Below are 20397 nucleotides of genomic sequence, written 5' to 3'. Positions count from 1 at the left end.
CGCACACAGATTGTGAATAAGTCAGATTTATTCGTAGATTTATACTCAAGGCGTACTATGAAGCACTACCGAAAACGTTTCGCACAACTCGTTACTTACCCATTGATTGACCACTTGTTATGCGCTAGATTACTTACAAATCAATATTAGGACCCAACCATGATCGTATCTGTCGACATTATTCCATTCAGGCTATCAGGCTGTGCCGATAAGGGATTGGAAGTGTTGTTGATTAAACGTTCAAATCCAAATCGGCCATACCATGGAGTCTGGGCACTACCGGGCGGATTTGTCTTTGATAAAGACTTAACCAGTGAAGGAGGACGCCCGGCCGATGAAAACTTTGAGGCGGCGCGTCGCCGAATTTGCCGCGAGAAAATCCATACTTACCCTCGTCACTTTAGTGAAGCTTTTATCGACGGCGATCCCAAGCGTGATCCAGAAGACTGGAGCTTAAACATTACGCACTACGCCTTGGTCGATCGTAACAATGTAGAGCAAATCAACAATGCAGGTGTACCAGAGTGCCAACTTAAATGGTTTTCGCTACAGGCTATACTCAATGGAGAAGAGACCCTCGCGTTTGACCATCAAAAAACCATTGAAAAAGCGTGGCAGAAGCTTCGTGCATCCATTGAATACACATCGGTTCTTTTGTTTGCATTAGACAAAGAGTTTTTGGTTGCCGACATCATTTCTGCTTATCAAGAGTTTGGTATTGATATTAGCCGAATGACGATTAAGCGCCGCTTGATAGATTCAGGCGTACTAAAACCCACCAATAAAGTCGCTTCTACCAACAAAGGCAAAGGTGGAAAACCCGCAATGGTATATACGCTGACCAGCGACGAAGTAACCTTTTTTCAAAACTGTTTGCGTGGATAAACGCAGGCAATCAGACAGACAAGGAGTCTGCCATGACTGTTCGAGTAAACTATCAAACTACAGCAGTGATCGACGTTGATCCAGAGAAAGGCTTTAGTGAGTTATGTCCAAATGAACTACCCGTTGCAGGTGCGTTGGAAATCGTACCGGAGCTTCTGAGTAATCATGCCAAAGGCCTATTAAAACTGGTGAGCCGTGACTTGCACCCACCGAAAGCAAAATGGGATGCAGAAACACCAGCCAACATGCTTGAACCCGTCGGTCTACCCAATGTGGATATAAAATGGAACCGCCATTGTGTGCTTGGCACAACAGGTTCTGAACTGCTAGACGGTTTACCACCCGTGTTGGACTACGATTTTCAAGTTAATAAAGGCATGGATCCTGACGCGCACCCTTACGGTATTTTTTTCCATGATATTGCCGATACTAAAACGACAGGCGCACATGAATTTCTAAAATTCAACGGGATTGATACTCTAGTGATCGGTGGTCTCGCGCTAGATTTTTGTGTAAAGAAATCCGTCATGCAAGCACTGGATCTTGGCTACAATGTGGTGGTCAACCTTGCTTCAACTCGCGCAGTGCTGCCTGATAATATTGAAAATGTGCTGACAGAGCTCAAGGATCAAGGCGCATTATTTGTCGAAAAAGCGGATGACATCATCGTAGAAAAATTCGCCTAGAGACGATAGTAACCGAGAAGGATTTCACTATGCATCAACATGAAAAATTGAATTACGTTGAATTTGGTTCCACCAATATTAACGCTACAAAACAATTTTTTGAGCGTACCTTTGACTGGACCTTTATCGATTATGGTCCTGAATACTCTGCATTTTCAGGACAAGGGTTAGATGGCGGATTCTTCAAATCTGAGTTTGTAAACCAAACCGCAAATGGTGGCGCACTTTTAGTGTTTTATAGCTCAGATATTCAGGCCACGCAGATAAAAGTTGAGCAGCATGGTGGAAAAATTATCCGCCCTATTTTCGAATTTCCCGGCGGCTGCCGATTCCACTTTACCGAACCAAGTGGAAATGAATTCGCAGTATGGTCGGAAAGCCGTTAGTACTTACCCCAACACCACTTCCACACCTAGCTTTTTGATTTGCTCAAGGTCGCTTTTCGGAGCGGCTTTGTCGGTTAACAACACCGATATTTCGTTGGTATTTCCAATTGAAGAAGGATAAATCTGTCCAAACTTACTGGAGTCCGTCAGTACGATGTTCCGTCTATTCTTTGCCAGAATGGCCTCTGCGATGTCGGCACGCATCATGTCTCGGCTAGTAAAACCAGTGTCTTGGTGAAATCCGTCGATACCCAAGAAAGCCGTGCTGAAGTGAATGTTCTCAATACAGAGTTTGGTGAGCGGGCCAACGAGGCTCTCACCTTGATGCTGATACACACCACCAAGCAAGATGATGTTGGCAGAGGTGTTACGGATGAGATGGGCGATGTACGCCGATGGGGTAATGATGGTCACATCGCCGCGTTCAGCTAAAGTGCGAGCCAGTAATGCATTTGCACTCCCACCTTCAATCAGCACTGTCTCACTTGGCGCGACCAAGTCTGCCGCTTTATTTGCAAGTGATTGTTTAATATCGAAACGGACTTCTAATCGGGTATCAATATCATCACTTTGCAATGCGGTAGCTGCGCCGTGTACGCGCTTTAGATAGCCCTGTTGCTCCAGAAAATTCAAATCCTGCCTGATGGTCACACCCGACACGCCAATGATGTCAGAAAGCTCCGTCACTTGAACGCGTTTGCGGTCATTAACTAATTGCAGGATTTCATTTTGTCTTGAGTTCACAGGCTCGCTCCTTATTGATGAGCTTGCAGTATACGCCCGAACACTTTCATATGAAAGCAGCCTGTGAACGATAGAAATAAGCTAAGTCGCGTTACACCGTAAGCTCAAGACGGTTGCCGTCCGGATCTAAGATGCAGCTTTCGTAGTAACCGTCACCTGTTTGTCTCGGACCGTCGATCCATTGGTAGCCATCATCCACTAAGGTTTTAGTTAATTGGTCCGCCGCCTGCTCTGATCCTAGGGCGAAGGCAAAGTGTGCCAACCCTGTTACCTGCATTGCATGAGATTTTTCACAAGCGGTCACACCCTCCATCGACATCAACTCCAATCGTGCACCACTTTCAAACGAAAGAAAGTAAGACGAAAACTGCTTAGTTGGGTTGTGGTATTTATCGTTAGACACCGCGTTAAAATATTTATCATAGAAGGCTTTTAATTCTTCCAAACGTTCTGTCCAAATCGCGATATGTTCAATTTTCATTAGGATTCCCCTTAGCTCTTAACTGCGCTAAATCTAACGAGGAAAAGCAGCACAAAAAAGAGAGCAAATCATCATCGAGTTGTTCCTGTTTTATGTCCGAACTGCTCATCGATGAGTCATTAAATCTATGGTTGGAGTTGTGTTTGAGCGAAAGTGATGTCCATAATGGCGCAAAGTTTTACAGGATAAAATGATGGAAGAGATTTACTTCGCAGGCGGCTGCCTTTGGGGCGTGCAAGAATTTATGCGCCACCTTCCGGGCGTAATTGGCACCGAAGCAGGGAGAGCAAATGGCACGACGGATAATACTCAATCCGAATACGATGGTTACGCAGAATGCGTGAAAACCCAATTCGACCCTGAGCTGGTTTCGGTTGAAACTTTGATGGGGTATCTGTTTGAGATCATCGACCCGCACAGCGTTAACAAGCAAGGTGAAGACGTAGGTGAAAAGTACCGTACCGGTGTTTATAGCCAAAACGAGCAACACCTAACTATTGCTAAAGCGTTTATCGCAGCAAGACCGGATGCCGATAAAATCGCCGTAGAAGTGCTGCCACTCACAAACTACGTGCCAAGTGATGATGAGCACCAAGACCGACTCACGCGCTTTCCAAATGACTACTGCCATATCCCGTTAGATTTGCTGCATAAATATAAAAATTAATGGCCAGCCTTTATCGCTGTTTCTATTATCTCAAACTAAGAGGCGCAACGCCTCTTTTTGGATCCTAACCAGGGCTATTGATCCTCCTCCAGTTCATTTTCATGTCCAGTTATTTATTTCAAAATAACTGGAATATAAATCACATAATAAATTTTATAATATTCCGCATTATTAATGACGGCTATCACACTTAGCTCTCAGTGATACAAAAATATAGTTATTGGTTTTTTTTTACTATTTCAGAAAACCGTAACATTAATTAAATTTGCCTCATTACTTCAGTACCAATGAGTCAAAAAATGATTACAGAACTAACAAACGTCAATTTTATTAAAGGCAACCTTCAAGCAAATAATAAAAAAGAAGTCTTTGAAGAGCTAGCACAGATGCTATTCGAAAATAATCGAATCAGTAGCAAAGAGGCTTTTTTAATCGACATCGAAGCACGCGAAGCATTAAGCGTGACTTCAATGGACGGCATCGCTTACCCACACGCAAAAAGCAAAGCGGTTACAGAGCCTGCAATCGCCGTTAGCGTAAAGCGCGAAGGCATCGAGTATGGCGACGAAGAGGGAGTCAAACCAACCGTATTCTTCATGATTGCTTCACCAGATAACGGTACCGACCACCATATTTATGTTCTTCAAGAATTATTCGGAAAATTTAGCGAAGAGTTTATTGAAGATATTCATAACGCAAAAGACGAAAACCAAATACTAAATATTTTAATTAATTCATAAGGCGTGAAATTATGAGTACAATCACAGCTCAAGCTAGCAATAATAGCGATTTCAAAAAACTCCTAAGTACCATGAAAGGTCACCTTTTATTCGGTACTTCTCACATGCTTCCATTTATCGTTGCGGGTGGTGTACTACTGGCTCTGGCGGTAATGGCATCCGGTAAAGGTGCGGTTCCTGCAGACGGGTTATTGGCTGATATTTCTAATATCGGTATTAAAGGTCTGGTGTTGTTCCCAATTATTCTTGGTGGCTTCATCGGTTACTCAATTGCAGACAAACCAGCACTAGCGCCAGCGATGATCTCTTCTGGCATCATGGCTGACATGGGCGGCGGCTTCCTAGGTTGTATCGTCGCTGGTTTTATCGCTGGTGGTGTAGTTCTACAACTTAAGAAGATCCCTCTTTCTGCTAACATGACTGCGTTGGGCGCTTACTTCATCTACCCACTTGTTGGTACGCTTATCTCTGCAGGTATCGTTCTATGGGGTATCGGTGAGCCAATCAAGATCTTCATGGCTTCTATGAACGAATTCCTAGCTTCTATGGCTGGCGCTTCTAAAGTGGTTCTAGGTACGATTCTTGGTGGTATGACTGCATTCGATATGGGCGGTCCAATCAACAAAGTAGCAACGCTATTCGCTCAAACTCAAGTTGATACTCAACCATGGCTAATGGGCGGTGTTGGTATCGCAATCTGTACGCCTCCTCTAGGTATGGCACTAGCAACATTCCTATTCAAGAAGAAGTTCACTAAGCAAGAGCAAGAAGCAGGTAAAGCAGCAGCAATCATGGGTTCTATCGGTATCTCTGAAGGTGCTATCCCATTCGCAGCAAACGACCCTGTACGCGTTCTTCCTTCAATCGTTGCTGGTGGTATCGTTGGCTGTGTGTTCGGCTTCCTAACAAACGTACTACTACACGCACCATGGGGCGGTTTAATCACAGCACCTGTATCAAGCAACATCCCAATGTACGTTGTGGGTATCGCACTAGGCTCACTAACAACTGCAGTTATCGTTGGCTTCTGGAAACCAGTCGCTGAAGAAGAAGCAGAAGACGAAATCGTAGAAGCAGCACCAGCACAAGCTCAAGCTGCTCCAGCAGCAGGCGAAGGCGAGTACGACATCGTAGCAGTAACATGTTGCCCATCTGGCGTAGCACACACATTCATGGCAGCGAAAGCACTAGAGAAAGCAGGTGCAGCAGCGGGTCTGAAGATCAAAGTAGAAACTCAAGGTCAAAACGGTATCCAGAACCGCATCACTGACCTAGATGTGGCAAACGCGAAGCTGGTTATTCTAGCTCACGATATCCAAGTAAAAGACGCTCACCGCTTTGCAAAAGCAAACGTTGTTGAGTGTTCAACGAAAGAAGCGATGCGTAACGCAGCGACTCTTGTGAAAGCTTAAACCTTAAGCTCCTCCCCCTAAGAGCCCTTCCCCCAAAGGGCTCTATTTATTACGAATAAGTCAATTCCAATCAATCCCTTCCACTAATGACAGTGTCATTTCTGCCGCCGAAATTTCTTTGCAACCCGACGAATTTTGTCCGCACCACAACGGCGTAAATTCATCTCGGTTTTGCTTCTCCATAAGCGCTCTTAACTGAGTCATTTCAATGGAAGCATATGGGAATTTCGGCGCAGACTCACAGATGTAACCTAGCTCCGACATCGCGCGATTCACAATACCTCTCGCTGGTCGGCCCGAGAAAACATTGGTCACAGCGGTATGTTGCGCGCGTTCACTAGCAATGGCATATCGATGTAAAGATGAGGTTTTTGCCTCATCACACAACAAATAGGCGCTGCCAACCTGCACGGCACTTGCTCCTAACTTCAGTGCGGCTTCAACACCGTTTCTATCGGCAACTCCTCCCGCTGCAATAACAGGTAAATTCACACGCTTGACGATTTGCGGTAACAACGCGATCAAGCCTAATTGAATAGATAAATCATCCGATAAAAACATGCCTCGGTGTCCACCAGCCTCCAAGCCTTGAGCGATAATGCCGTCAACGCCTTTTGCTTCCAGCCACAGTGCTTCATCCACTGTGGTCGCTGTCGAAAGGATCTTCCCTCCCCAACCTCTAATTCGCGCTAACAAGTCATCGGCAGGCAAACCAAAGTGGAAACTGATCACTGGCGGTGCAAATGGTTCAATCGCGTCAGCAATATCATGATTGAAAGGCATCCTTGTCGGAGCGTTTGGCTGAGCCTGTACGGTTGCACCAACTTCAGCAAAATACGGTTGCAACGTTTTTTGCCACTCTTCGTGCTTGTTAGCGTCGTATTCCGGCATTTCATGGCAAAAGAAGTTGAGGTTGAACGGTCGATTGGTCGCCTGTTGAATAAGTTGAAGTTCTTTAACGATGGCGTCTTTATTCAGCATTCCACAAGGTAACGAGCCAAGCCCGCCAGCATTACTGACAGCTATGGTCATTTGGCTGTCTTGCACGCCGGCCATTGGCGCTTGAATAATCGGTAACTCTGTTCCCAAAAGTGTATTAAATACCTTATTTATCATGATCTTTCCTTGAAAACTTAACCTTTACCTGTGATGGCTCTGCGCCATAGTTATCCAGACTAGACTTTCACATGATTAACCACTTATAAAGTTAAAGTGATGCATTTGTGCGCTATGCACTTTTGATAGAAATGACAAAGGGAGCACATGGCTCCCTTGATGTAGTGGCGAACAATAATTGAAATGGCTATCGTGCTACATCTGATTCAAGCTCTAATTCTGCAACCGACAGCATGGCAAACTCCTCCTCCGCGGTTGCTGCCACCAATTTGTTGCGGCTGTATAAACCATAATAAACACCACCGATAAGAAACAATCCCATTGTCATGAAAAAGGCAGAGGGATCAAAAGCATAAACACCTGTCATTGCGATCAAAGAAAGCACCAGAGAAATACTCGAAGTGATTACCCCGCCAGGCGTTTTATATGGGCGAGCTAACTCCGGCTGTTTAATTCGCAATAAAATATGGCTCAAGGACATTAATGCGTACGATACCGTCGCACCGACAACTGCCATCGCCAAGATTAAGTCCCCCTCTCCCGTAAGGGAAACCAAGAACCCAAAAACGCCCGGAACCAAAAGCGCACGAGAAGGCACTTTTTTGTCACTGGTTAATGACAAAGTTTGCGGCAAATAACCCGCGCGGGAAAGCGCAAACACCAAGCGACTGTAACCATAAATGATAGAGAAGAAAGAAGCGATAAGACCAGCCAATCCAAGTAAGTTCACGGCCATTGCTATCGTTGAATTGCCTGTAAGCTTCAGCGCGTCAACTAATGGCACCGCGCTATCGCCTATGACCTGTGAACCAACCGCACCAGCCAAAAGAACGACTACCAGAGTTGCGGTTAGTAATAAAAACAACATCGCACCAATGATGCCTTTTGGAACATCTTTCGCCGGATTTTTTGCCTCCTCTGCCGCTAAAGGCACACCTTCAACTGCAAGAAACAACCACATTGCAAATGGCAACGCAGCCCATACGCCATACCACCCAAACGGCAAGATTTCTGTTGCCTGAGCCGTCGCCGGAGCAATATCGAATAAGTTATTAACATCAAAGTGACCAATAAGCACAGCAGTAGTGATTAGAATAGCTAGCACAGCCAAACCGCTGATGACCATCATTACTTTGAGAGCTTCGCCAACCCCTGCCATATGAATAGCGATAAAGACGGCGTAGAAAAGTGCGTAAACAACAGGGCCATCGATACCAATCAATTCATTCACTGCTGAGCCAATAAAAATTACTATCGCAGCAGGTGCGAGCGCATATTCAATCAAAACTGATAAGCCCGTGAAAAAGCCTCCTGTCGGCCCCATCGCCTGTCTTGCGAAGCTGTAACCACCACCCGCAGCAGGAATAGCCGCAGACATTTCAGCTAAAGACAATACTAGCGTGAAATACATTACTGCCATCGCGATAGCAGCAATAAGAAAGCCTCCCCATCCTGCTTGAGCGATGCCAAAGTTCCAACCGGCAAAGTCACCAGATATAACATACGAGACACCTAAGCCAGCAAGTAAAATCCAACCTGCGGTGCCTCTTTTTAGCTGCCTTTTGGCCAAGTACTCCTGATGTTTAGACATAGTAAATCCTTCTACTTTGATGAAATTAAAAAGTTGTCGCTGTGTTTATCTTCAACGCTTGCGCCACCTGGCTCATTGATGTCGGAGCGATCTTTCAGGTTCACTCCTGACAGTTGTAATTTTCGAGCCTCCTTGAGCAAGTAAAATGCGCGTTCACAGGCATCGTCATAATTGAGCCCCTGAGGGCGCACATTGGAAATGCAGTTTCTTTGGGAATCTTTAGAGCCTCGTTTAGCCCCCCAAGTGAGATACATACCCATGCTATCCGGAGAAGTTAAACCTGGCCTCTCTCCAATTAAAACCAGCACGGCCTTAGCGTTAAAACATTCACCAACATCATCCCCTACCGCTACTCTTCCTTGCTTTACGATTGTGATAGGTGCGAATTTCCATTGATGTTCATCATCAGCGCTTAAAAGAGAAATCAATCGTGTAACAACAGGCACGGCATGGTTTTGAATTGCGACAGAAGAAAGTCCATCAGCAATAACAATCGCAAGATCAATGTCAGTGTTATGCTCATTTGCTATCGAGTTGAGCGTTTGCCAAGAAGATTCATCGAGCCGCCGTCCTAAATCGGGCCTTTGCAAGTACATAAGCCGATCACTCACTTGACTGCTCACTACCACTGGAGGCTCTAAGGTATTTTCAAGAATCGAGTAAGAGTCCGACAAACCAGCAACGAGAGACTCAATATTCAAACTGCAATGCACTGCATCCATAGCTTGGGCATGATCCAGCTGAAATGAGAGTAACTCGTTGGTTGGTACACTGTTTCCGCTGCGACCCAGAGCGATCCGAGCAGAGGTGAAGTCGCGTAACTTGCCCCAAGGGTTGTGTGTGACAACTTCAGACTCGTCTTGTGTGGACTGAGCAATGGTGATCACTTTACCCATGAGAATACCCCTTATTCAGTTGATTAATTGCTCCCGAAAACGAGCGAGAGATTTGCTCACTTAACCGAACGTCTTGCACGCTCTCGAAAATCTGCATCTCCATTAACCATTGTTCAAACTCTGGAGCTGGCTTCAGACCGAGCACTTTTCTTGCGTAAAGGGCATCGTGAAATGAGGTAGTTTGATAGTTGAGCATGATGTCATCAGACCCTGGAATACCCATGATGAAAGAGCACTCGGCCACGCCTAACAGTGTCAGCAAATTATCCATGTCATTCTGATCGGCATAGGCATGATTGGTGTAACAGATGTCGCAACCCATGGGTAAACCAAGCAGCTTCCCACAAAAATGATCTTCAAGCCCAGCACGAATGATCTGCTTGCCATCAAACAGGTACTCTGGGCCAATAAACCCAACAACTGTATTAACCAACAAAGGATCGAACTGTTTCGCGACAGCATAAGCACGAGCTTCGCAAGTCTGTTGATCGACCCCATGAAATGCATTCGCAGACAACGCTGTACCTTGTCCGGTTTCAAAATACATCACATTGTTTCCTACACTACCTCGATTCAAAGACAACGCGGCTTCATGGGCCTCTTTCAAAATTGATAAGTCTATTCCGAAGGTATCGTTCGTTCCTTGCGTGCCGCCTATCGACTGAAAAACGAGATCGACTGGTGCACCCATTTCAATGGCTTCGATCGTGTTCGTTACATGAGTTAACACACAAGACTGAGTCGGTATTTGATAGTGTTGAATCACCTCATCCATTAAGTTCATTAACTTAATAGCTTGAGGCACATTATCTGTTGCCGGATTGATACCGATAACCGCATCGCCATTTCCGTACATCAGACCATCAAAAATGGTCGCTGCGATACCGTTGAGAGAATCAGTGGGGTGATTCGGCTGTAAGCGAGTAGACAGGCGACTCGGCAAACCAATCGTATTCCGAAAAGCCGTGACAACTTGGCATTTTTTAGCAACGAGAATCAAATCCTGGTTGCGCATAATCTTACTGACTGCGGCCACCATTTCTGGTGTTAAACCTTGACGAATTTTAGCCAACGTTTCACCATCGGCTTCTTCACTCAGTAGCCAATTTCGAAAATCTCCGACCGTCAAGTGCTCAATCGGCTTAAAGGCTTCAAGGTCATGCGTATCGATAATTAGGCGAGTGATATCGTCGCTTTCGTATGGAATAACCGCCTCGTTGAGAAACGTTTTAAGTGGTAACTCAGACAGCGCCATTTGTGCGACTACACGTTCTGCCGCTGACTGAGCACAAACCCCGGCTAACGCATCGCCTGAGCGCTCCGGTGTCGCTTTCGCCATCAAGTCAGCTAATGACTTAAAGGTATAGACTTTACTGCCTTGTTGCCGACGATAAGTTGCCGTCATTGCTCTTCCTCTTCACTGTTTGGTTCGCTTTTTGCTGAACTATCAATAAGCTTTAAGAAAGTATTGCCAAATGTGTTCCGTAGCGTTATCAAAAACTGGCAATATTTATAAACTAATAATAAACAATGAGTTATATAAATACTGCTCCAACATGACTCACAAAAAAGGAATGAGTATCACAAGGATGAGTAACCAAATGCCCCAAACTGCACCAATGCTGTGCATCCATCACACAAAGGATGCAAACCAACAAGCTGCGAGTCTGATAAACTGGCAACAGGAATATGACCAACTCAGCGATGGTCGATTTTTAGGTCAAATTCGAGAACGACGATTTCCCAATTTCCATGTATTTCGTGAAGACAGTAACCGCTCGCTAAGACAGCAATGCAGGGTTGAACAGGGAGGTATTTGGTTGGGTTTGAGTGCGGAAAATAAGCCGCTACACCTAAATCACAGTCAGTTTAATTCAAGCCAACTTTTGCTTAGGCAAGGTGGCGCTGATTTTGAGTTAATGACACCGGAGCAGTTTTCTATCTATGGAATAGTGCTCGACAAAAACTTCGTTCACATCATAGAAAATCAACTTGAGCTTGGGAATATCCAAAACAACACATTGCACTTAACGGGTTTGACGGAAAAACACATTCAACAACTTAAATACTACTTAGGCACGTTACTTGGTTCCGCCGAGCCAAGATGGTCTGAAACCACACATCAAGCAATCTTAAAAGATATTGTGCTGGAGTTGTTCTCACTCAGTTCACTGCACACGAGCCATCCGATATCAATCTCTCATCGTCAACACGTGATGCACCGTATAAAACAACAGCTACAGGATCTAGACTACCGTACACCGATAACCGTCAGTGAACTGTGTGACGCAGTACACGTCAGTCGTCGCACACTACAGTACACCTTTGAACATTGCTGTAATACTTCGCCAAAGCAATTCATACACCGAATGCGGCTGAATCAAGTACGTAGAGTGCTACAAAGCCCTGAAGATAATCGAACAATTGCAGAAATCGCTTTTGACTTTGTTTTTTTTCATCTCGGGCAGTTCAGCCAAAGCTACAAGCGGCTATTTGGTGAGACGCCAACTGAAACGAGAAAATGGGAGTCCAGCAAATAAAATGACAGGCAGTATATTCTTTCAGATTCTGCGTTGGGGCCATTTTATGTAGTCGCAATGATTTGCTGAAACTTAGCATGAAGATCTGTAAGCGCGGCTTCAACATCCGGTTCTGCTCGGCTTAAATGTGCGATTAGCGTCATGAAGTAGCAGTCAAAAATCAACGGCATTTTGTCTTCAAGAACAGAACTTACGCTCGCAGATTGAAACAAAGCTTGGTTAAACGACTGGTAATAATCCAAATCCCAAATCACCTCTTTCAACAAGGCTCGGCTCAGCTCGACGTTCGCAAAATAGTAGCGATAGTATTTCTCCGTCAGCGCCAAACCAATGTCGATAGCTGTCTTACCTTCCACACTGACTAGCGTCTCTTGGCTGATCTGTTGCAGTTGCGTCAGCATCCCTTCGCGCAAAATCGACAGTTTGGTCGGGAAGTGGCTGAATACCGTACCATCGGCGACTCCTGCTTCTCTCGCAATCTGCCTTGTGGTCGTCATGTCATAGCCATTCTGAGCAAAAGATGCCCACGCGGCTTTTAGGATTTTGTCTCTGGTTTGTTGTCGCTTCGTCATTGATGTATCTGCTTAATGAGCCTGAAAGGATCATACCTTGAGCGGCTGACATTGACAAATTGAGCGCGCTCAATTATAAAAAATGAGCACGCTCAATTTTTATATAAAAACAAAAGGAATCGCTCATGTACGTATTAAACAAACTAGGCCAAGGATTGATTTTCTTGCCGACCATATTCTGCTTTTCTTATATTTTAAGACCAATATTGATGGTGATTCTCATACCAGGTGGACTCGCACTTTTGGCGTTAATCGGTGGGGCAGAAGTCAGAACAGAACTCAAAGCCATGCTGCTTGAGGAGCTTTTTGGGGTCAGTCCATCACACACCACCTCGAAAAAGGCGTGAGTGCGCGAGAAACGTTGGCAAGGTTAAGCAAAAACAAAACGCGCAGGTATCGAGATCTCAATACCTGCGCGATATAGATGTGGTGAAAAGAGGACTGGCGTTAATCAGTATTCATGTTCTGACCGATTCGCCATAAAACGCCACTAGGGTCAAACAAACAACATTCGCGCATACCCCAAGGTTGCTCGACCAGCTCAGTTAAACGCGAACCAAATTCCTCATGGCCTACTTTGGATAAGTGTTGATGCCAGCTTTCTGCGTCTTCTACGAGCAAATGCATCATGAAGTTGTTGCCGTGTTCAGGCTCATAAAAATTCTGTAAAAGAAACGCGCAACTGCCTTGAGAGAAGTACGCCACATCACCGAAGTCTGACGCCATATCAAAGCCTATCGCCTCATAAAAACGTTTTGAGAGCGCGTAATCTTTCGCTGGAACAAATGATTTGATTTCAACAATATTGAGGTTTTCCATTTCCAATTTCCTAAGCCCTTTTCCATCAAACTGACTGACATAATCACGCTCTACGCCTTCTATTCGCCTTGCGTATTTTGCTGCGATGGTAGTGGTACACACTCTACCATTTGCGTTTGTAACCACGTGATGAATTTATGTTCGAGTTCTGTACGCTTTTTATCTTGGCTCAATAAAACATAATTGCAACCTGATAGCACAAAACCAAATGGCGCGACCAAATTACCGCGCTTAATATCGTCCATAACAAAAGGATACGATCCCATCGCCGCGCCTAAGCCATCCACCGCGGCTTGTATGCAAAAATAAAAATGCGCAAATGATTGCTGAGTGTTGCCGTTGAAGGTTTCACAACGTGTTGATTGCTGCCAATCCGCCCAAGCATGTGGGGCGGGATTGGTCATTTTCGGCGCGATGCTGGGCTTAAAGACTTAATACGTTTGCGGTCAGATTTTGAACACAAAAAATGCGGCTACTGGAGCCGCATTACAATCCACAAACCTTCAGCCTGATAAGTGAAACGTTTATTGAGTGATAACGGTGAGCGTATCCCAATCAATCATGAAGCGAATTTGCGCCTCAGTGTAGTGGCTCGTTGTGCCTTGATCGTACCAGTTACACGCATTGCGAGAGAAACCTTCTTCAACTTCTTTCATGCCAGCTCGTGCGATCATCTCCGTTTTTGGCTCTTCTCCGCGCTCAAATTCTGGTGTGAACACGTACTGGAATTTCGGTTTGAAACCGTAGATCAAACGCGGCAAGTTCTCTTCTGGTAATAGGTTCTCGTTTGAACAACCTGTGTAGTGGTAAACGCCCGCCCATTTACCGTAGTACTGGTAGTCGTTGGTGTAAATTTGGCTAAGAGAGGTGGTCCACTTAACGCCCATACCGCGTTCCATGGAAGCCTTTGGTTTGGCTGCGGTGACGTAATCCTTACTTGAGTAGCGAGACGTATAAGCCACACCGAGATCGGTCGTCAACGAGCCAGAAAAACTTGGTGCCGAGCCCGGTGTTGCAGTCGCAGTTAAGCCGATAGACGGAGCAACCGTGGTTGTCGATACGGAAACATCATTGGCTTCGTTTTGCGGTGAGTAATCCTCACTAAATACCGGCGTGCCACCAGCTTGATAGATACTGTAGTCGAACGCGACTGGGTAGTTTTGAGTAAAACGGTCCACAATCGCAGCATCGTAAGTGTGTTTTACACCCGGATTACCTGGTACATAACCATTCCCTAGAGTGATCACGCGAGCCGCTTTTTTGTCGTTCTTTGAATTATGGAATAACTCAACCAGTAACTTCATTTGCACACGGCTACCACGAAACGCGTATGGGAAAAGCTCAGGCTCGCTTTGCATCACGACCTCATAGCTTTTTTTCACGTAACCTTCTAGCGCGATGTCATCAATCAAGACACTTTCTACAACCTTGTTATCAGAAGCAGCGGCAGTAGCGGAAATCCCTAACATTAAGGGAAGCAGTATTTCCTTATTCATTATTTTATTACCTTACTTGGGAACAATCCCAATTTAAGCTAACACATTGAACAAGTAGCAACAATCAAACGAAAACGATTCACATTATCAATAATTTGACCTACACCCAGAAATGAAAAAAAACAGCCAACTTACGTTGGCTGTTTCGATGCAGTTAATGAATGACCCGAGCGTCCCCTTTAAGTAACTGAGACAGATCGATAGTGAATATCGTCACTGTCGGACGTTTAGGCAGAGCATTTTCGATCGAAAACTCTGGCCCAGCTGGAACTAGGGGGAAGTGAATAGCCGTCGGCCACGTTGACGAAGCTTCATTACCGCTCGGCTCAGATATTGAGAAAGAAAACGCAGGTAAACGGGTCATAACACTTACCTCAAATGACTGATTCGCGGGCTCAAGCGAGCCCGCTTAGGTTTTGCAATGTTATTGTTGTTTTAACGCTTACTTAATCACTAACGATTGATAACGTTAGATATCAAGTTCTTTGTCTTCAACGTGGTTGGTGATCATCGCTTCAGTCGTGATCATCAAGCCAGCAACAGACGCCGCGAATTGAAGCGCTGAACGTGTTACTTTCGCAGGGTCCAAGATACCCATTTCGATCATGCTGCCGTATTCACCTGTTGCAGCGTTGTAACCGTAATCGACATCACCCGCTTTGACAGCATTCGCTACGACTGAAGCTTCGTCACCTGCGTTGGTTGCGATTTGACGAAGAGGCTCTTCCATTGCACGTAGCGCAACTCGGATACCCACGTTTTGGTCATCGTTGTCGCCTTTTAGATCCGCCAATTCTTTCGCGATCTTAGTTAGGGCAACACCACCACCAGCAACAATACCTTCTTCAACCGCTGCGCGAGTAGCGTGTAGCGCATCGTCCACGCGGTCTTTCTTCTCTTTCATCTCAACTTCAGTTGCAGCGCCGATCTTGATCACCGCTACGCCGCCAGAAAGCTTCGCAACACGTTGTTGAAGCTTGTCTTTGTCGTATTGAGAAGTGGTTGTTTCGATTTGTTTTTCAATCGAAGCCACACGATCAGCAATCGCGCTTGCTTCTGTTGCGCCACCCACAATAGTTGTTGTGTCTTTGGTGATGGTCACTTTCTTCGCGCTACCTAGTTGCTCTAGCGTTGCTTTTTCGAGTTCTAGGCCGATTTCTTCAGAGATGACCGTACCTGCGGTTAGTACCGCAATGTCTTCCATCATCGCTTTACGGTTGTCACCAAAACCAGGTGCTTTCACCGCAGTCGCACGCACGATGCCGCGCATGTTGTTCACAACCAATGTCGCTAACGCTTCACCTTCGATGTCTTCAGCAATAATCAATAGCGAGCGAGAAGATTTCGCCACTTCTTCTAGCACTGGCAATAGCTCGCGGATGCTGCTGACTTTTTTGTCCACCAATAGGATGTAAGGGTTGTCTAGCTCTACGCTGCCATTTTCTTGGTTAGTGATGAAGTATGGCGACAAGTAACCGCGGTCGAATTGCATACCTTCAACCACAGACAATTCGTTGTCTAGACCTTGGCCTTCTTCCACCGTAATCACGCCATTGCGACCCACTTTTTCCATCGCTTCTGCAATGATTTCACCGATCGCGCGATCGCTGTTTGCAGAAATGCTACCCACTTGGGTGATGGATTCTTTGTCGCTGCATGGCTTAGACATTTCACGTAGTTTCTCAACCGCCGCTTCAGTAGCTTTGTCGATACCACGTTTTAGGTCCATTGGGTTCATGCCAGAAGCTACCGCTTTAAGACCTTCATTGATGAAAGATTGCGCCAGTACAGTAGCGGTCGTTGTACCGTCACCTGCTTCATCATTCGCTTTGGACGCCACTTGTTTCACCATTTGTGCGCCCATGTTTTCGAACTTGTCTTTCAGTTCGATTTCTTTCGCTACCGACACACCATCTTTAGTAATGGTTGGCGCGCCGTAAGATTTATCAAGCACAACGTTGCGGCCTTTAGGGCCTAGTGTCACTTTTACTGCGTCCGCCAGTAAGTTCACACCTTTCAGCATTTTTTGACGTGCGTCATTAGCAAATAATACGTCTTTTGCAGCCATAATTATCTCCTCAAAAAACTACTACAAAAATAATTACTCAACGATTGCTAACACATCAGATTCGGACAGAATCAAGTATTCTGCGCCGTCAATTTTCTCGGTTTTCACCCCGTAACCGTCATTGAAAATGATTTGGTCGCCCACTTTGACTTCCATCGCAGCGCGTTCGCCATTTTCAAGGCGTTTACCTAAACCAACAGCAATGACTTTCCCGCGGTTTGATTTTTTCACCGACTGAGAAGTTAAAACGATTCCCCCTTCAGATTTATTTTCCACCTCTTGTCTTTCAACAATTAGCTTGTCATTTAAAGGACGAATTTTCATTTTTAAGTGCCTCCTACTTGGAACCAAAAATAAAAGACAGAATAAACATCAAGATGGATTTGCGAGTCGACCGCTCGCTTTCGATGAGAATAATAAGGTCGAAAAATTGGAGTTCAAGAGGTGGATTTCATAAAAATTTTTTATTGAATTGAATAAAATCTTCTATCGAAACTTTTGACATTCACGACCACTTAAAACCTCTTTATGATGGAAAATGTGTTCAATCAAATCTAGAGTGGTTACATACTCTTAAAAAGGATAATCAAACAATGAAAAAGGTCTTATCTCTGTTTCTTGCAACATTGTGCGTTGGCTTGCTTCCTCCCAACGTGGCGGCTTCTGAGCGTGCTGAGCAAGGGTGGCAACTGATTGAGCAAGGCGCAATGATTGTTGATGTACGCACGCCGCAAGAGTTCTCTGAGGGGCATTTAGACAATGCGGTCAATTTCCCTCTATCTGAGCTTGATAAATATTTCCAAGACGTCGATAAAGATCAAGCGATCGTATTGTATTGCCGCAGTGGTAACCGCTCTGGTAAAGCGTATCAATATTTGCAATCACAAGGGTTCACGAATCTGCACAATGCAGGTGGCTTAGAAGAACTGCAAGACGCCAAATAATCATCTCTGTTCTAATTTCAAAAATAAAAGCGCAGAGGGCGTTGTAGACTTATTGCAACGCCCTCTGTTACTAAATAATTCTCTTCCGCTACTACTCTATTTGGGCCCGGCCTCAAACTGAGTCAGGTTATCCGATATCTCAAGCCACGGCGCTTTGGACGCGACAAAAATATGGAAATTTGGCTTGTGGGATGGAGCATCATCCAAGACACCTAGGCGAATATTGACAATCCCATTGTTCTTTTTCGAATACAGGCTCGACCCGCAATGGCGACAAAAACATAACATGGTATTTTCGCTTTTCTGATAAGTTTGAATATCCTCTTTTCCTTGGATAATGAGCAACTTATCTAGAGCAATACCGCCCGCAGATGAATAGTCAGAGCCAGTAAATTTTCGACATTCCGAGCAATGGCAGTTTCCCATGTACTTGAATTCATCTGCCACTTCCAATTTCACCTTACCACACAGACATGAGCCTTTGAGTACTTCCATTTGAGTCCCTTTTTGTTATGAATCTAATTGAATTAGACGAATACACCGACACCTTGCCACTGCAATACGAAAAATTAAAGGCAGGTAATACAGGTTTTCAAAAATGAAACGAAAATGCAAAACACTCTACTCAGAGGAAAGATAGGTGTGCTCAGCACGTGAGAGCTCAAGCTATTGTCGATACAAAAACACCAAGCAAGACGCTTGGTGTTTTCTTAATATTTTGTCTAACACAGTCATCGCTCTTAATGAGAGACGCCGTGTTGAGAAAGTGTAGTGCTTAGAAAATGCAGTGCTTAGTAAAGCTGGTGGCTTCGTTTGCACTCCAGTCACCTTTTGGCTTATCTTTCAAGTTCTCACACCATTGCTCGCTACCCACACCATCTTGAAGAACACAGTGCTTCGCAAAGTCTACTGCGTTGTCTGCTGTCCATTCTGTTTTTGGCTTATCGCGCATGTCGTTACACCAGCCTTCAGTGCCCACTTCATCACTACAAGCGGTTAAAGCAGAAGCCGCCAACATCAGCATGACTAGTTTTTTCATAAATTTAAGGTTCCAGTTGCAAACAATATTAAAATAAAACTCAATCGCTTCAACAAATGCCCATTCAACGGTCTGAACTAAGCAATCACTTGTTGAAGTGACTTTTGTATCAACTATAACGAAATTATCAGTCTACGTGTTAAGACACCGAAAAATTATTGAGCCAAGCTGCGTAAACGACACCATAAACACCTATAGGCAGCGCGCTTGCGTTAATGCGCTGATCTTAGAAGACCCCGTGCCAAAACATGCTAAACGTAACTCTAACGCCATTTGCTCAAAGTGCTCGACCACCGCTTGAGTGCTTATGGTAGCCGCTTTCAAGACTGCGCCCGCTTGCCCAACGAGATTGGCGCCCAAATGTATGGTTTTCGCCGCTTCAAGTCCGTTATGCACACCACCTGAGGCGATCAAAGGTAATGTAGGATGCTGTGCTCGTATTTGAGTCAAACATTTTGCCGTTGGGATGCCCCAATCGCGGAAAAGTTCGGCTGCACGCTGCATTTTCGGGTTATCTTGGCAATAGCCTTCAACCGCGCTCCAACTTGTGCCACCCGCGCCCGCTACGTCAATGGCATCCACACCGGCGTTAACCAATCGCTGCGCAACGTGACCACTAATACCAAAACCGACTTCTTTAATAATGATCGGAACATTCACGCGAGATTTAAGCTGCTCGATAGCGTGTAAGACCCCAATCCAATTATGGTCGCCATTTTTCTGAAACGCTTCCTGCATTGGGTTTACGTGTACAAACAACGCATCCGCTTGAATGGATTCAACCGCACACTGCGCATTATCAAGTTTACCTTTGTCGCGCAACTGAGCGGCTCCAAGGTTGGAATAAAGCGGCACATCTTTGGCTAAATCACGAATGGTTTCACCTAGACCTGCGTGTTGGCGCTCTTCTAAGCTAATACGCTGCGACCCCACGCCCATCGCAATGCCTAATTCACTGGCAGCTTCAGCCAAACGACAATTGATCACTTCAGCGTCTTTCGCTCCACCTGTCATCGAGCTAATCAAAAACGGCAGCGCCAGTCGGTGGCCAAGAAACTCTGTCGATAGGTCGATCGCCTGAAAGTCACATTCTGGCAGCGCGCAGTGTTCAAACTCGACAGACTCAAAGCCCGCCGTTTTATGCTTCATGCTCATGTCATGATGTAAAACAGCGTCTAGATGTAAATCTTTTCGGTTAGTTTGCGGAGCCATAATGTCACCCTAAAGTAAAACAGTCGCGCAGTATTGCGATCCTTATCAGTAACGTCAATGCGAATTTTCTGAATTCACGAGATTACTTTTCCGAAACCAGTAA

24 protein-coding genes and 1 pseudogene are annotated in these 20397 nt (G+C 45.2%); 9 read left to right on the top strand and 16 right to left on the bottom strand.

Annotated elements, in window-relative coordinates:
• Window positions 1-159 precede the first annotated feature (159 nt).
• The 3 genes from OO778_RS22090 to OO778_RS22080 are packed head-to-tail and all read left to right on the top strand — an operon-like array spanning window position 160 to window position 1957.
• Entirely contained in the window at window positions 160-885 is a 726-nt protein-coding gene (locus OO778_RS22090) for an NUDIX domain-containing protein (RefSeq protein ID WP_005373953.1), read from the top strand.
• Window positions 886-917: 32 nt separating this feature from the next.
• Window positions 918-1571, top strand: coding sequence for an isochorismatase family protein (locus OO778_RS22085; protein WP_074189811.1), 654 nt, complete (start codon window positions 918-920; stop codon window positions 1569-1571).
• A gap of 29 nt (window positions 1572-1600) precedes the next feature.
• Window positions 1601-1957: a VOC family protein gene (locus tag OO778_RS22080; protein WP_074189810.1), complete on the top strand. Its 357-nt coding sequence runs from the start codon at window positions 1601-1603 to the stop codon at window positions 1955-1957.
• 3 nt (window positions 1958-1960) lie between these two features.
• Here OO778_RS22080 and OO778_RS22075 read toward each other — a convergent pair whose 3' ends face one another.
• Both OO778_RS22075 and OO778_RS22070 read right to left on the bottom strand, forming a co-directional pair.
• Window positions 1961-2701 carry a DNA-binding transcriptional regulator YciT gene (locus OO778_RS22075; protein ID WP_258460293.1) on the bottom strand — a complete coding sequence of 247 codons (741 nt, stop codon included), beginning with the start codon at window positions 2699-2701 and terminating at the stop codon, window positions 1961-1963.
• A gap of 91 nt (window positions 2702-2792) precedes the next feature.
• Window positions 2793-3182 carry a VOC family protein gene (locus OO778_RS22070; RefSeq protein ID WP_264911714.1) on the bottom strand — a complete coding sequence of 130 codons (390 nt, stop codon included), beginning with the start codon at window positions 3180-3182 and terminating at the stop codon, window positions 2793-2795.
• Between the two features lie 193 nt (window positions 3183-3375).
• Here OO778_RS22070 and OO778_RS22065 point away from each other — a divergent pair, with 193 nt between their 5' ends.
• The 3 genes from OO778_RS22065 (at window position 3376) to OO778_RS22055 (ending at window position 6001) form a co-directional block, all read left to right on the top strand.
• A complete protein-coding gene (locus OO778_RS22065) occupies window positions 3376-3849 on the top strand; it encodes a peptide-methionine (S)-S-oxide reductase (RefSeq protein ID WP_053808098.1) in 474 nt (157 codons plus the stop codon).
• A 299-nt stretch (window positions 3850-4148) separates the two neighbouring features.
• On the top strand, window positions 4149-4589 hold the full coding sequence (locus OO778_RS22060; RefSeq protein ID WP_264911713.1) for a PTS sugar transporter subunit IIA: 441 nt from the start codon (window positions 4149-4151) through the stop codon (window positions 4587-4589).
• Between the two features lie 11 nt (window positions 4590-4600).
• Complete coding sequence (locus OO778_RS22055) at window positions 4601-6001, top strand: fructose-specific PTS transporter subunit EIIC (protein WP_074189807.1); 1401 nt, start codon at window positions 4601-4603, stop codon at window positions 5999-6001.
• Between the two features lie 60 nt (window positions 6002-6061).
• Here the strand turns inward: OO778_RS22055 and OO778_RS22050 are convergent, their stop codons facing one another.
• The 4 genes from OO778_RS22050 to OO778_RS22035 all read right to left on the bottom strand — a co-directional run bounded on the left by OO778_RS22050 (window position 6062) and on the right by OO778_RS22035 (window position 11009).
• Entirely contained in the window at window positions 6062-7117 is a 1056-nt protein-coding gene (locus tag OO778_RS22050) for a nitronate monooxygenase (protein WP_264911711.1), read from the bottom strand.
• 187 nt (window positions 7118-7304) lie between these two features.
• Complete coding sequence (gene eat / locus OO778_RS22045; RefSeq protein WP_258615066.1) at window positions 7305-8708, bottom strand: ethanolamine permease; 1404 nt, start codon at window positions 8706-8708, stop codon at window positions 7305-7307.
• Window positions 8709-8719: 11 nt separating this feature from the next.
• Entirely contained in the window at window positions 8720-9604 is an 885-nt protein-coding gene (gene eutC, locus OO778_RS22040) for an ethanolamine ammonia-lyase subunit EutC (protein WP_264911710.1), read from the bottom strand.
• Window positions 9597-11009: an ethanolamine ammonia-lyase subunit EutB gene (locus tag OO778_RS22035; protein ID WP_005388715.1), complete on the bottom strand. Its 1413-nt coding sequence runs from the start codon at window positions 11007-11009 to the stop codon at window positions 9597-9599. Before OO778_RS22035 ends, eutC begins: the two co-directional genes overlap by 8 nt.
• Window positions 11010-11193: 184 nt before the next feature.
• Here OO778_RS22035 and OO778_RS22030 point away from each other — a divergent pair, with 184 nt between their 5' ends.
• Complete coding sequence (locus tag OO778_RS22030) at window positions 11194-12144, top strand: helix-turn-helix domain-containing protein (RefSeq protein WP_264911708.1); 951 nt, start codon at window positions 11194-11196, stop codon at window positions 12142-12144.
• Between the two features lie 44 nt (window positions 12145-12188).
• Here the strand turns inward: OO778_RS22030 and OO778_RS22025 are convergent, their stop codons facing one another.
• Entirely contained in the window at window positions 12189-12716 is a 528-nt protein-coding gene (locus tag OO778_RS22025; protein ID WP_047008018.1) for a TetR/AcrR family transcriptional regulator, read from the bottom strand.
• Between the two features lie 125 nt (window positions 12717-12841).
• On the opposite strand from OO778_RS22025, the gene OO778_RS22020 reads away from it, so the two are divergent.
• Window positions 12842-13063 (top strand): hypothetical protein, encoded by a 222-nt coding sequence (locus tag OO778_RS22020; RefSeq protein WP_074189802.1) that lies wholly within the window; start codon window positions 12842-12844, stop codon window positions 13061-13063.
• Window positions 13064-13163: 100 nt separating this feature from the next.
• Here OO778_RS22020 and OO778_RS22015 read toward each other — a convergent pair whose 3' ends face one another.
• The 6 genes and pseudogenes from OO778_RS22015 to OO778_RS21990 all read right to left on the bottom strand — a co-directional run bounded on the left by OO778_RS22015 (window position 13164) and on the right by OO778_RS21990 (window position 17423).
• Window positions 13164-13535 carry a VOC family protein gene (locus tag OO778_RS22015; protein WP_005395273.1) on the bottom strand — a complete coding sequence of 124 codons (372 nt, stop codon included), beginning with the start codon at window positions 13533-13535 and terminating at the stop codon, window positions 13164-13166.
• Window positions 13536-13594: 59 nt separating this feature from the next.
• A pseudogene (locus OO778_RS22010) lies at window positions 13595-13864 on the bottom strand (LysR family transcriptional regulator); the annotation flags it as partial.
• A 195-nt stretch (window positions 13865-14059) separates the two neighbouring features.
• On the bottom strand, window positions 14060-15031 hold the full coding sequence (locus OO778_RS22005; RefSeq protein ID WP_264911707.1) for a leukocidin/hemolysin toxin family protein: 972 nt from the start codon (window positions 15029-15031) through the stop codon (window positions 14060-14062).
• 154 nt (window positions 15032-15185) lie between these two features.
• Window positions 15186-15395, bottom strand: a complete 210-nt coding sequence (locus OO778_RS22000) for a hypothetical protein (RefSeq protein ID WP_104972270.1) — start codon at window positions 15393-15395, stop codon at window positions 15186-15188.
• A 105-nt stretch (window positions 15396-15500) separates the two neighbouring features.
• Window positions 15501-17099: a chaperonin GroEL gene (groL, locus tag OO778_RS21995; RefSeq protein WP_264911704.1), complete on the bottom strand. Its 1599-nt coding sequence runs from the start codon at window positions 17097-17099 to the stop codon at window positions 15501-15503.
• A 33-nt stretch (window positions 17100-17132) separates the two neighbouring features.
• Entirely contained in the window at window positions 17133-17423 is a 291-nt protein-coding gene (locus tag OO778_RS21990) for a co-chaperone GroES (RefSeq protein WP_005373989.1), read from the bottom strand.
• Window positions 17424-17692: 269 nt separating this feature from the next.
• On the opposite strand from OO778_RS21990, the gene OO778_RS21985 reads away from it, so the two are divergent.
• Window positions 17693-18043 (top strand): rhodanese-like domain-containing protein, encoded by a 351-nt coding sequence (locus tag OO778_RS21985; protein WP_264911686.1) that lies wholly within the window; start codon window positions 17693-17695, stop codon window positions 18041-18043.
• A gap of 96 nt (window positions 18044-18139) precedes the next feature.
• Here OO778_RS21985 and OO778_RS21980 read toward each other — a convergent pair whose 3' ends face one another.
• The 3 genes from OO778_RS21980 to fni all read right to left on the bottom strand — a co-directional run bounded on the left by OO778_RS21980 (window position 18140) and on the right by fni (window position 20294).
• Window positions 18140-18538 carry a GFA family protein gene (locus OO778_RS21980; RefSeq protein WP_005395284.1) on the bottom strand — a complete coding sequence of 133 codons (399 nt, stop codon included), beginning with the start codon at window positions 18536-18538 and terminating at the stop codon, window positions 18140-18142.
• 280 nt (window positions 18539-18818) lie between these two features.
• On the bottom strand, window positions 18819-19082 hold the full coding sequence (locus tag OO778_RS21975) for a DUF3012 domain-containing protein (protein ID WP_005395285.1): 264 nt from the start codon (window positions 19080-19082) through the stop codon (window positions 18819-18821).
• A gap of 192 nt (window positions 19083-19274) precedes the next feature.
• Entirely contained in the window at window positions 19275-20294 is a 1020-nt protein-coding gene (gene fni, locus OO778_RS21970; protein WP_264911685.1) for a type 2 isopentenyl-diphosphate Delta-isomerase, read from the bottom strand.
• Window positions 20295-20397 lie beyond the last annotated feature (103 nt).

The organism is Vibrio sp. STUT-A16 (assembly GCF_026000495.1).
GTDB lineage: Bacteria > Pseudomonadota > Gammaproteobacteria > Enterobacterales > Vibrionaceae > Vibrio > Vibrio diabolicus.
The sequence above is the reverse complement of the archived record's forward strand: the minus strand, read 5'-3'. Positions and strand labels throughout refer to the sequence as shown.

Coding starts and splice junctions, on each gene's coding strand:
- OO778_RS22090 (WP_005373953.1), top strand. CDS start 160: ATGATCGTATCTGTCGACATTATTCCATTCAGGCTATCAGGCTGTGCC.
- OO778_RS22085 (WP_074189811.1), top strand. CDS start 918: ATGACTGTTCGAGTAAACTATCAAACTACAGCAGTGATCGACGTTGAT.
- OO778_RS22080 (WP_074189810.1), top strand. CDS start 1,601: ATGCATCAACATGAAAAATTGAATTACGTTGAATTTGGTTCCACCAAT.
- OO778_RS22070 (WP_264911714.1), bottom strand. CDS start 3,182: ATGAAAATTGAACATATCGCGATTTGGACAGAACGTTTGGAAGAATTA.
- OO778_RS22065 (WP_053808098.1), top strand. CDS start 3,376: ATGGAAGAGATTTACTTCGCAGGCGGCTGCCTTTGGGGCGTGCAAGAA.
- OO778_RS22060 (WP_264911713.1), top strand. CDS start 4,149: ATGATTACAGAACTAACAAACGTCAATTTTATTAAAGGCAACCTTCAA.
- OO778_RS22055 (WP_074189807.1), top strand. CDS start 4,601: ATGAGTACAATCACAGCTCAAGCTAGCAATAATAGCGATTTCAAAAAA.
- OO778_RS22050 (WP_264911711.1), bottom strand. CDS start 7,117: ATGATAAATAAGGTATTTAATACACTTTTGGGAACAGAGTTACCGATT.
- eat (WP_258615066.1), bottom strand. CDS start 8,708: ATGTCTAAACATCAGGAGTACTTGGCCAAAAGGCAGCTAAAAAGAGGC.
- eutC (WP_264911710.1), bottom strand. CDS start 9,604: ATGGGTAAAGTGATCACCATTGCTCAGTCCACACAAGACGAGTCTGAA.
- OO778_RS22035 (WP_005388715.1), bottom strand. CDS start 11,009: ATGACGGCAACTTATCGTCGGCAACAAGGCAGTAAAGTCTATACCTTT.
- OO778_RS22030 (WP_264911708.1), top strand. CDS start 11,194: ATGAGTAACCAAATGCCCCAAACTGCACCAATGCTGTGCATCCATCAC.
- OO778_RS22025 (WP_047008018.1), bottom strand. CDS start 12,716: ATGACGAAGCGACAACAAACCAGAGACAAAATCCTAAAAGCCGCGTGG.
- OO778_RS22020 (WP_074189802.1), top strand. CDS start 12,842: ATGTACGTATTAAACAAACTAGGCCAAGGATTGATTTTCTTGCCGACC.
- OO778_RS22015 (WP_005395273.1), bottom strand. CDS start 13,535: ATGGAAAACCTCAATATTGTTGAAATCAAATCATTTGTTCCAGCGAAA.
- OO778_RS22005 (WP_264911707.1), bottom strand. CDS start 15,031: ATGAATAAGGAAATACTGCTTCCCTTAATGTTAGGGATTTCCGCTACT.
- OO778_RS22000 (WP_104972270.1), bottom strand. CDS start 15,395: ATGACCCGTTTACCTGCGTTTTCTTTCTCAATATCTGAGCCGAGCGGT.
- groL (WP_264911704.1), bottom strand. CDS start 17,099: ATGGCTGCAAAAGACGTATTATTTGCTAATGACGCACGTCAAAAAATG.
- OO778_RS21990 (WP_005373989.1), bottom strand. CDS start 17,423: ATGAAAATTCGTCCTTTAAATGACAAGCTAATTGTTGAAAGACAAGAG.
- OO778_RS21985 (WP_264911686.1), top strand. CDS start 17,693: ATGAAAAAGGTCTTATCTCTGTTTCTTGCAACATTGTGCGTTGGCTTG.
- OO778_RS21980 (WP_005395284.1), bottom strand. CDS start 18,538: ATGGAAGTACTCAAAGGCTCATGTCTGTGTGGTAAGGTGAAATTGGAA.
- OO778_RS21975 (WP_005395285.1), bottom strand. CDS start 19,082: ATGAAAAAACTAGTCATGCTGATGTTGGCGGCTTCTGCTTTAACCGCT.
- fni (WP_264911685.1), bottom strand. CDS start 20,294: ATGGCTCCGCAAACTAACCGAAAAGATTTACATCTAGACGCTGTTTTA.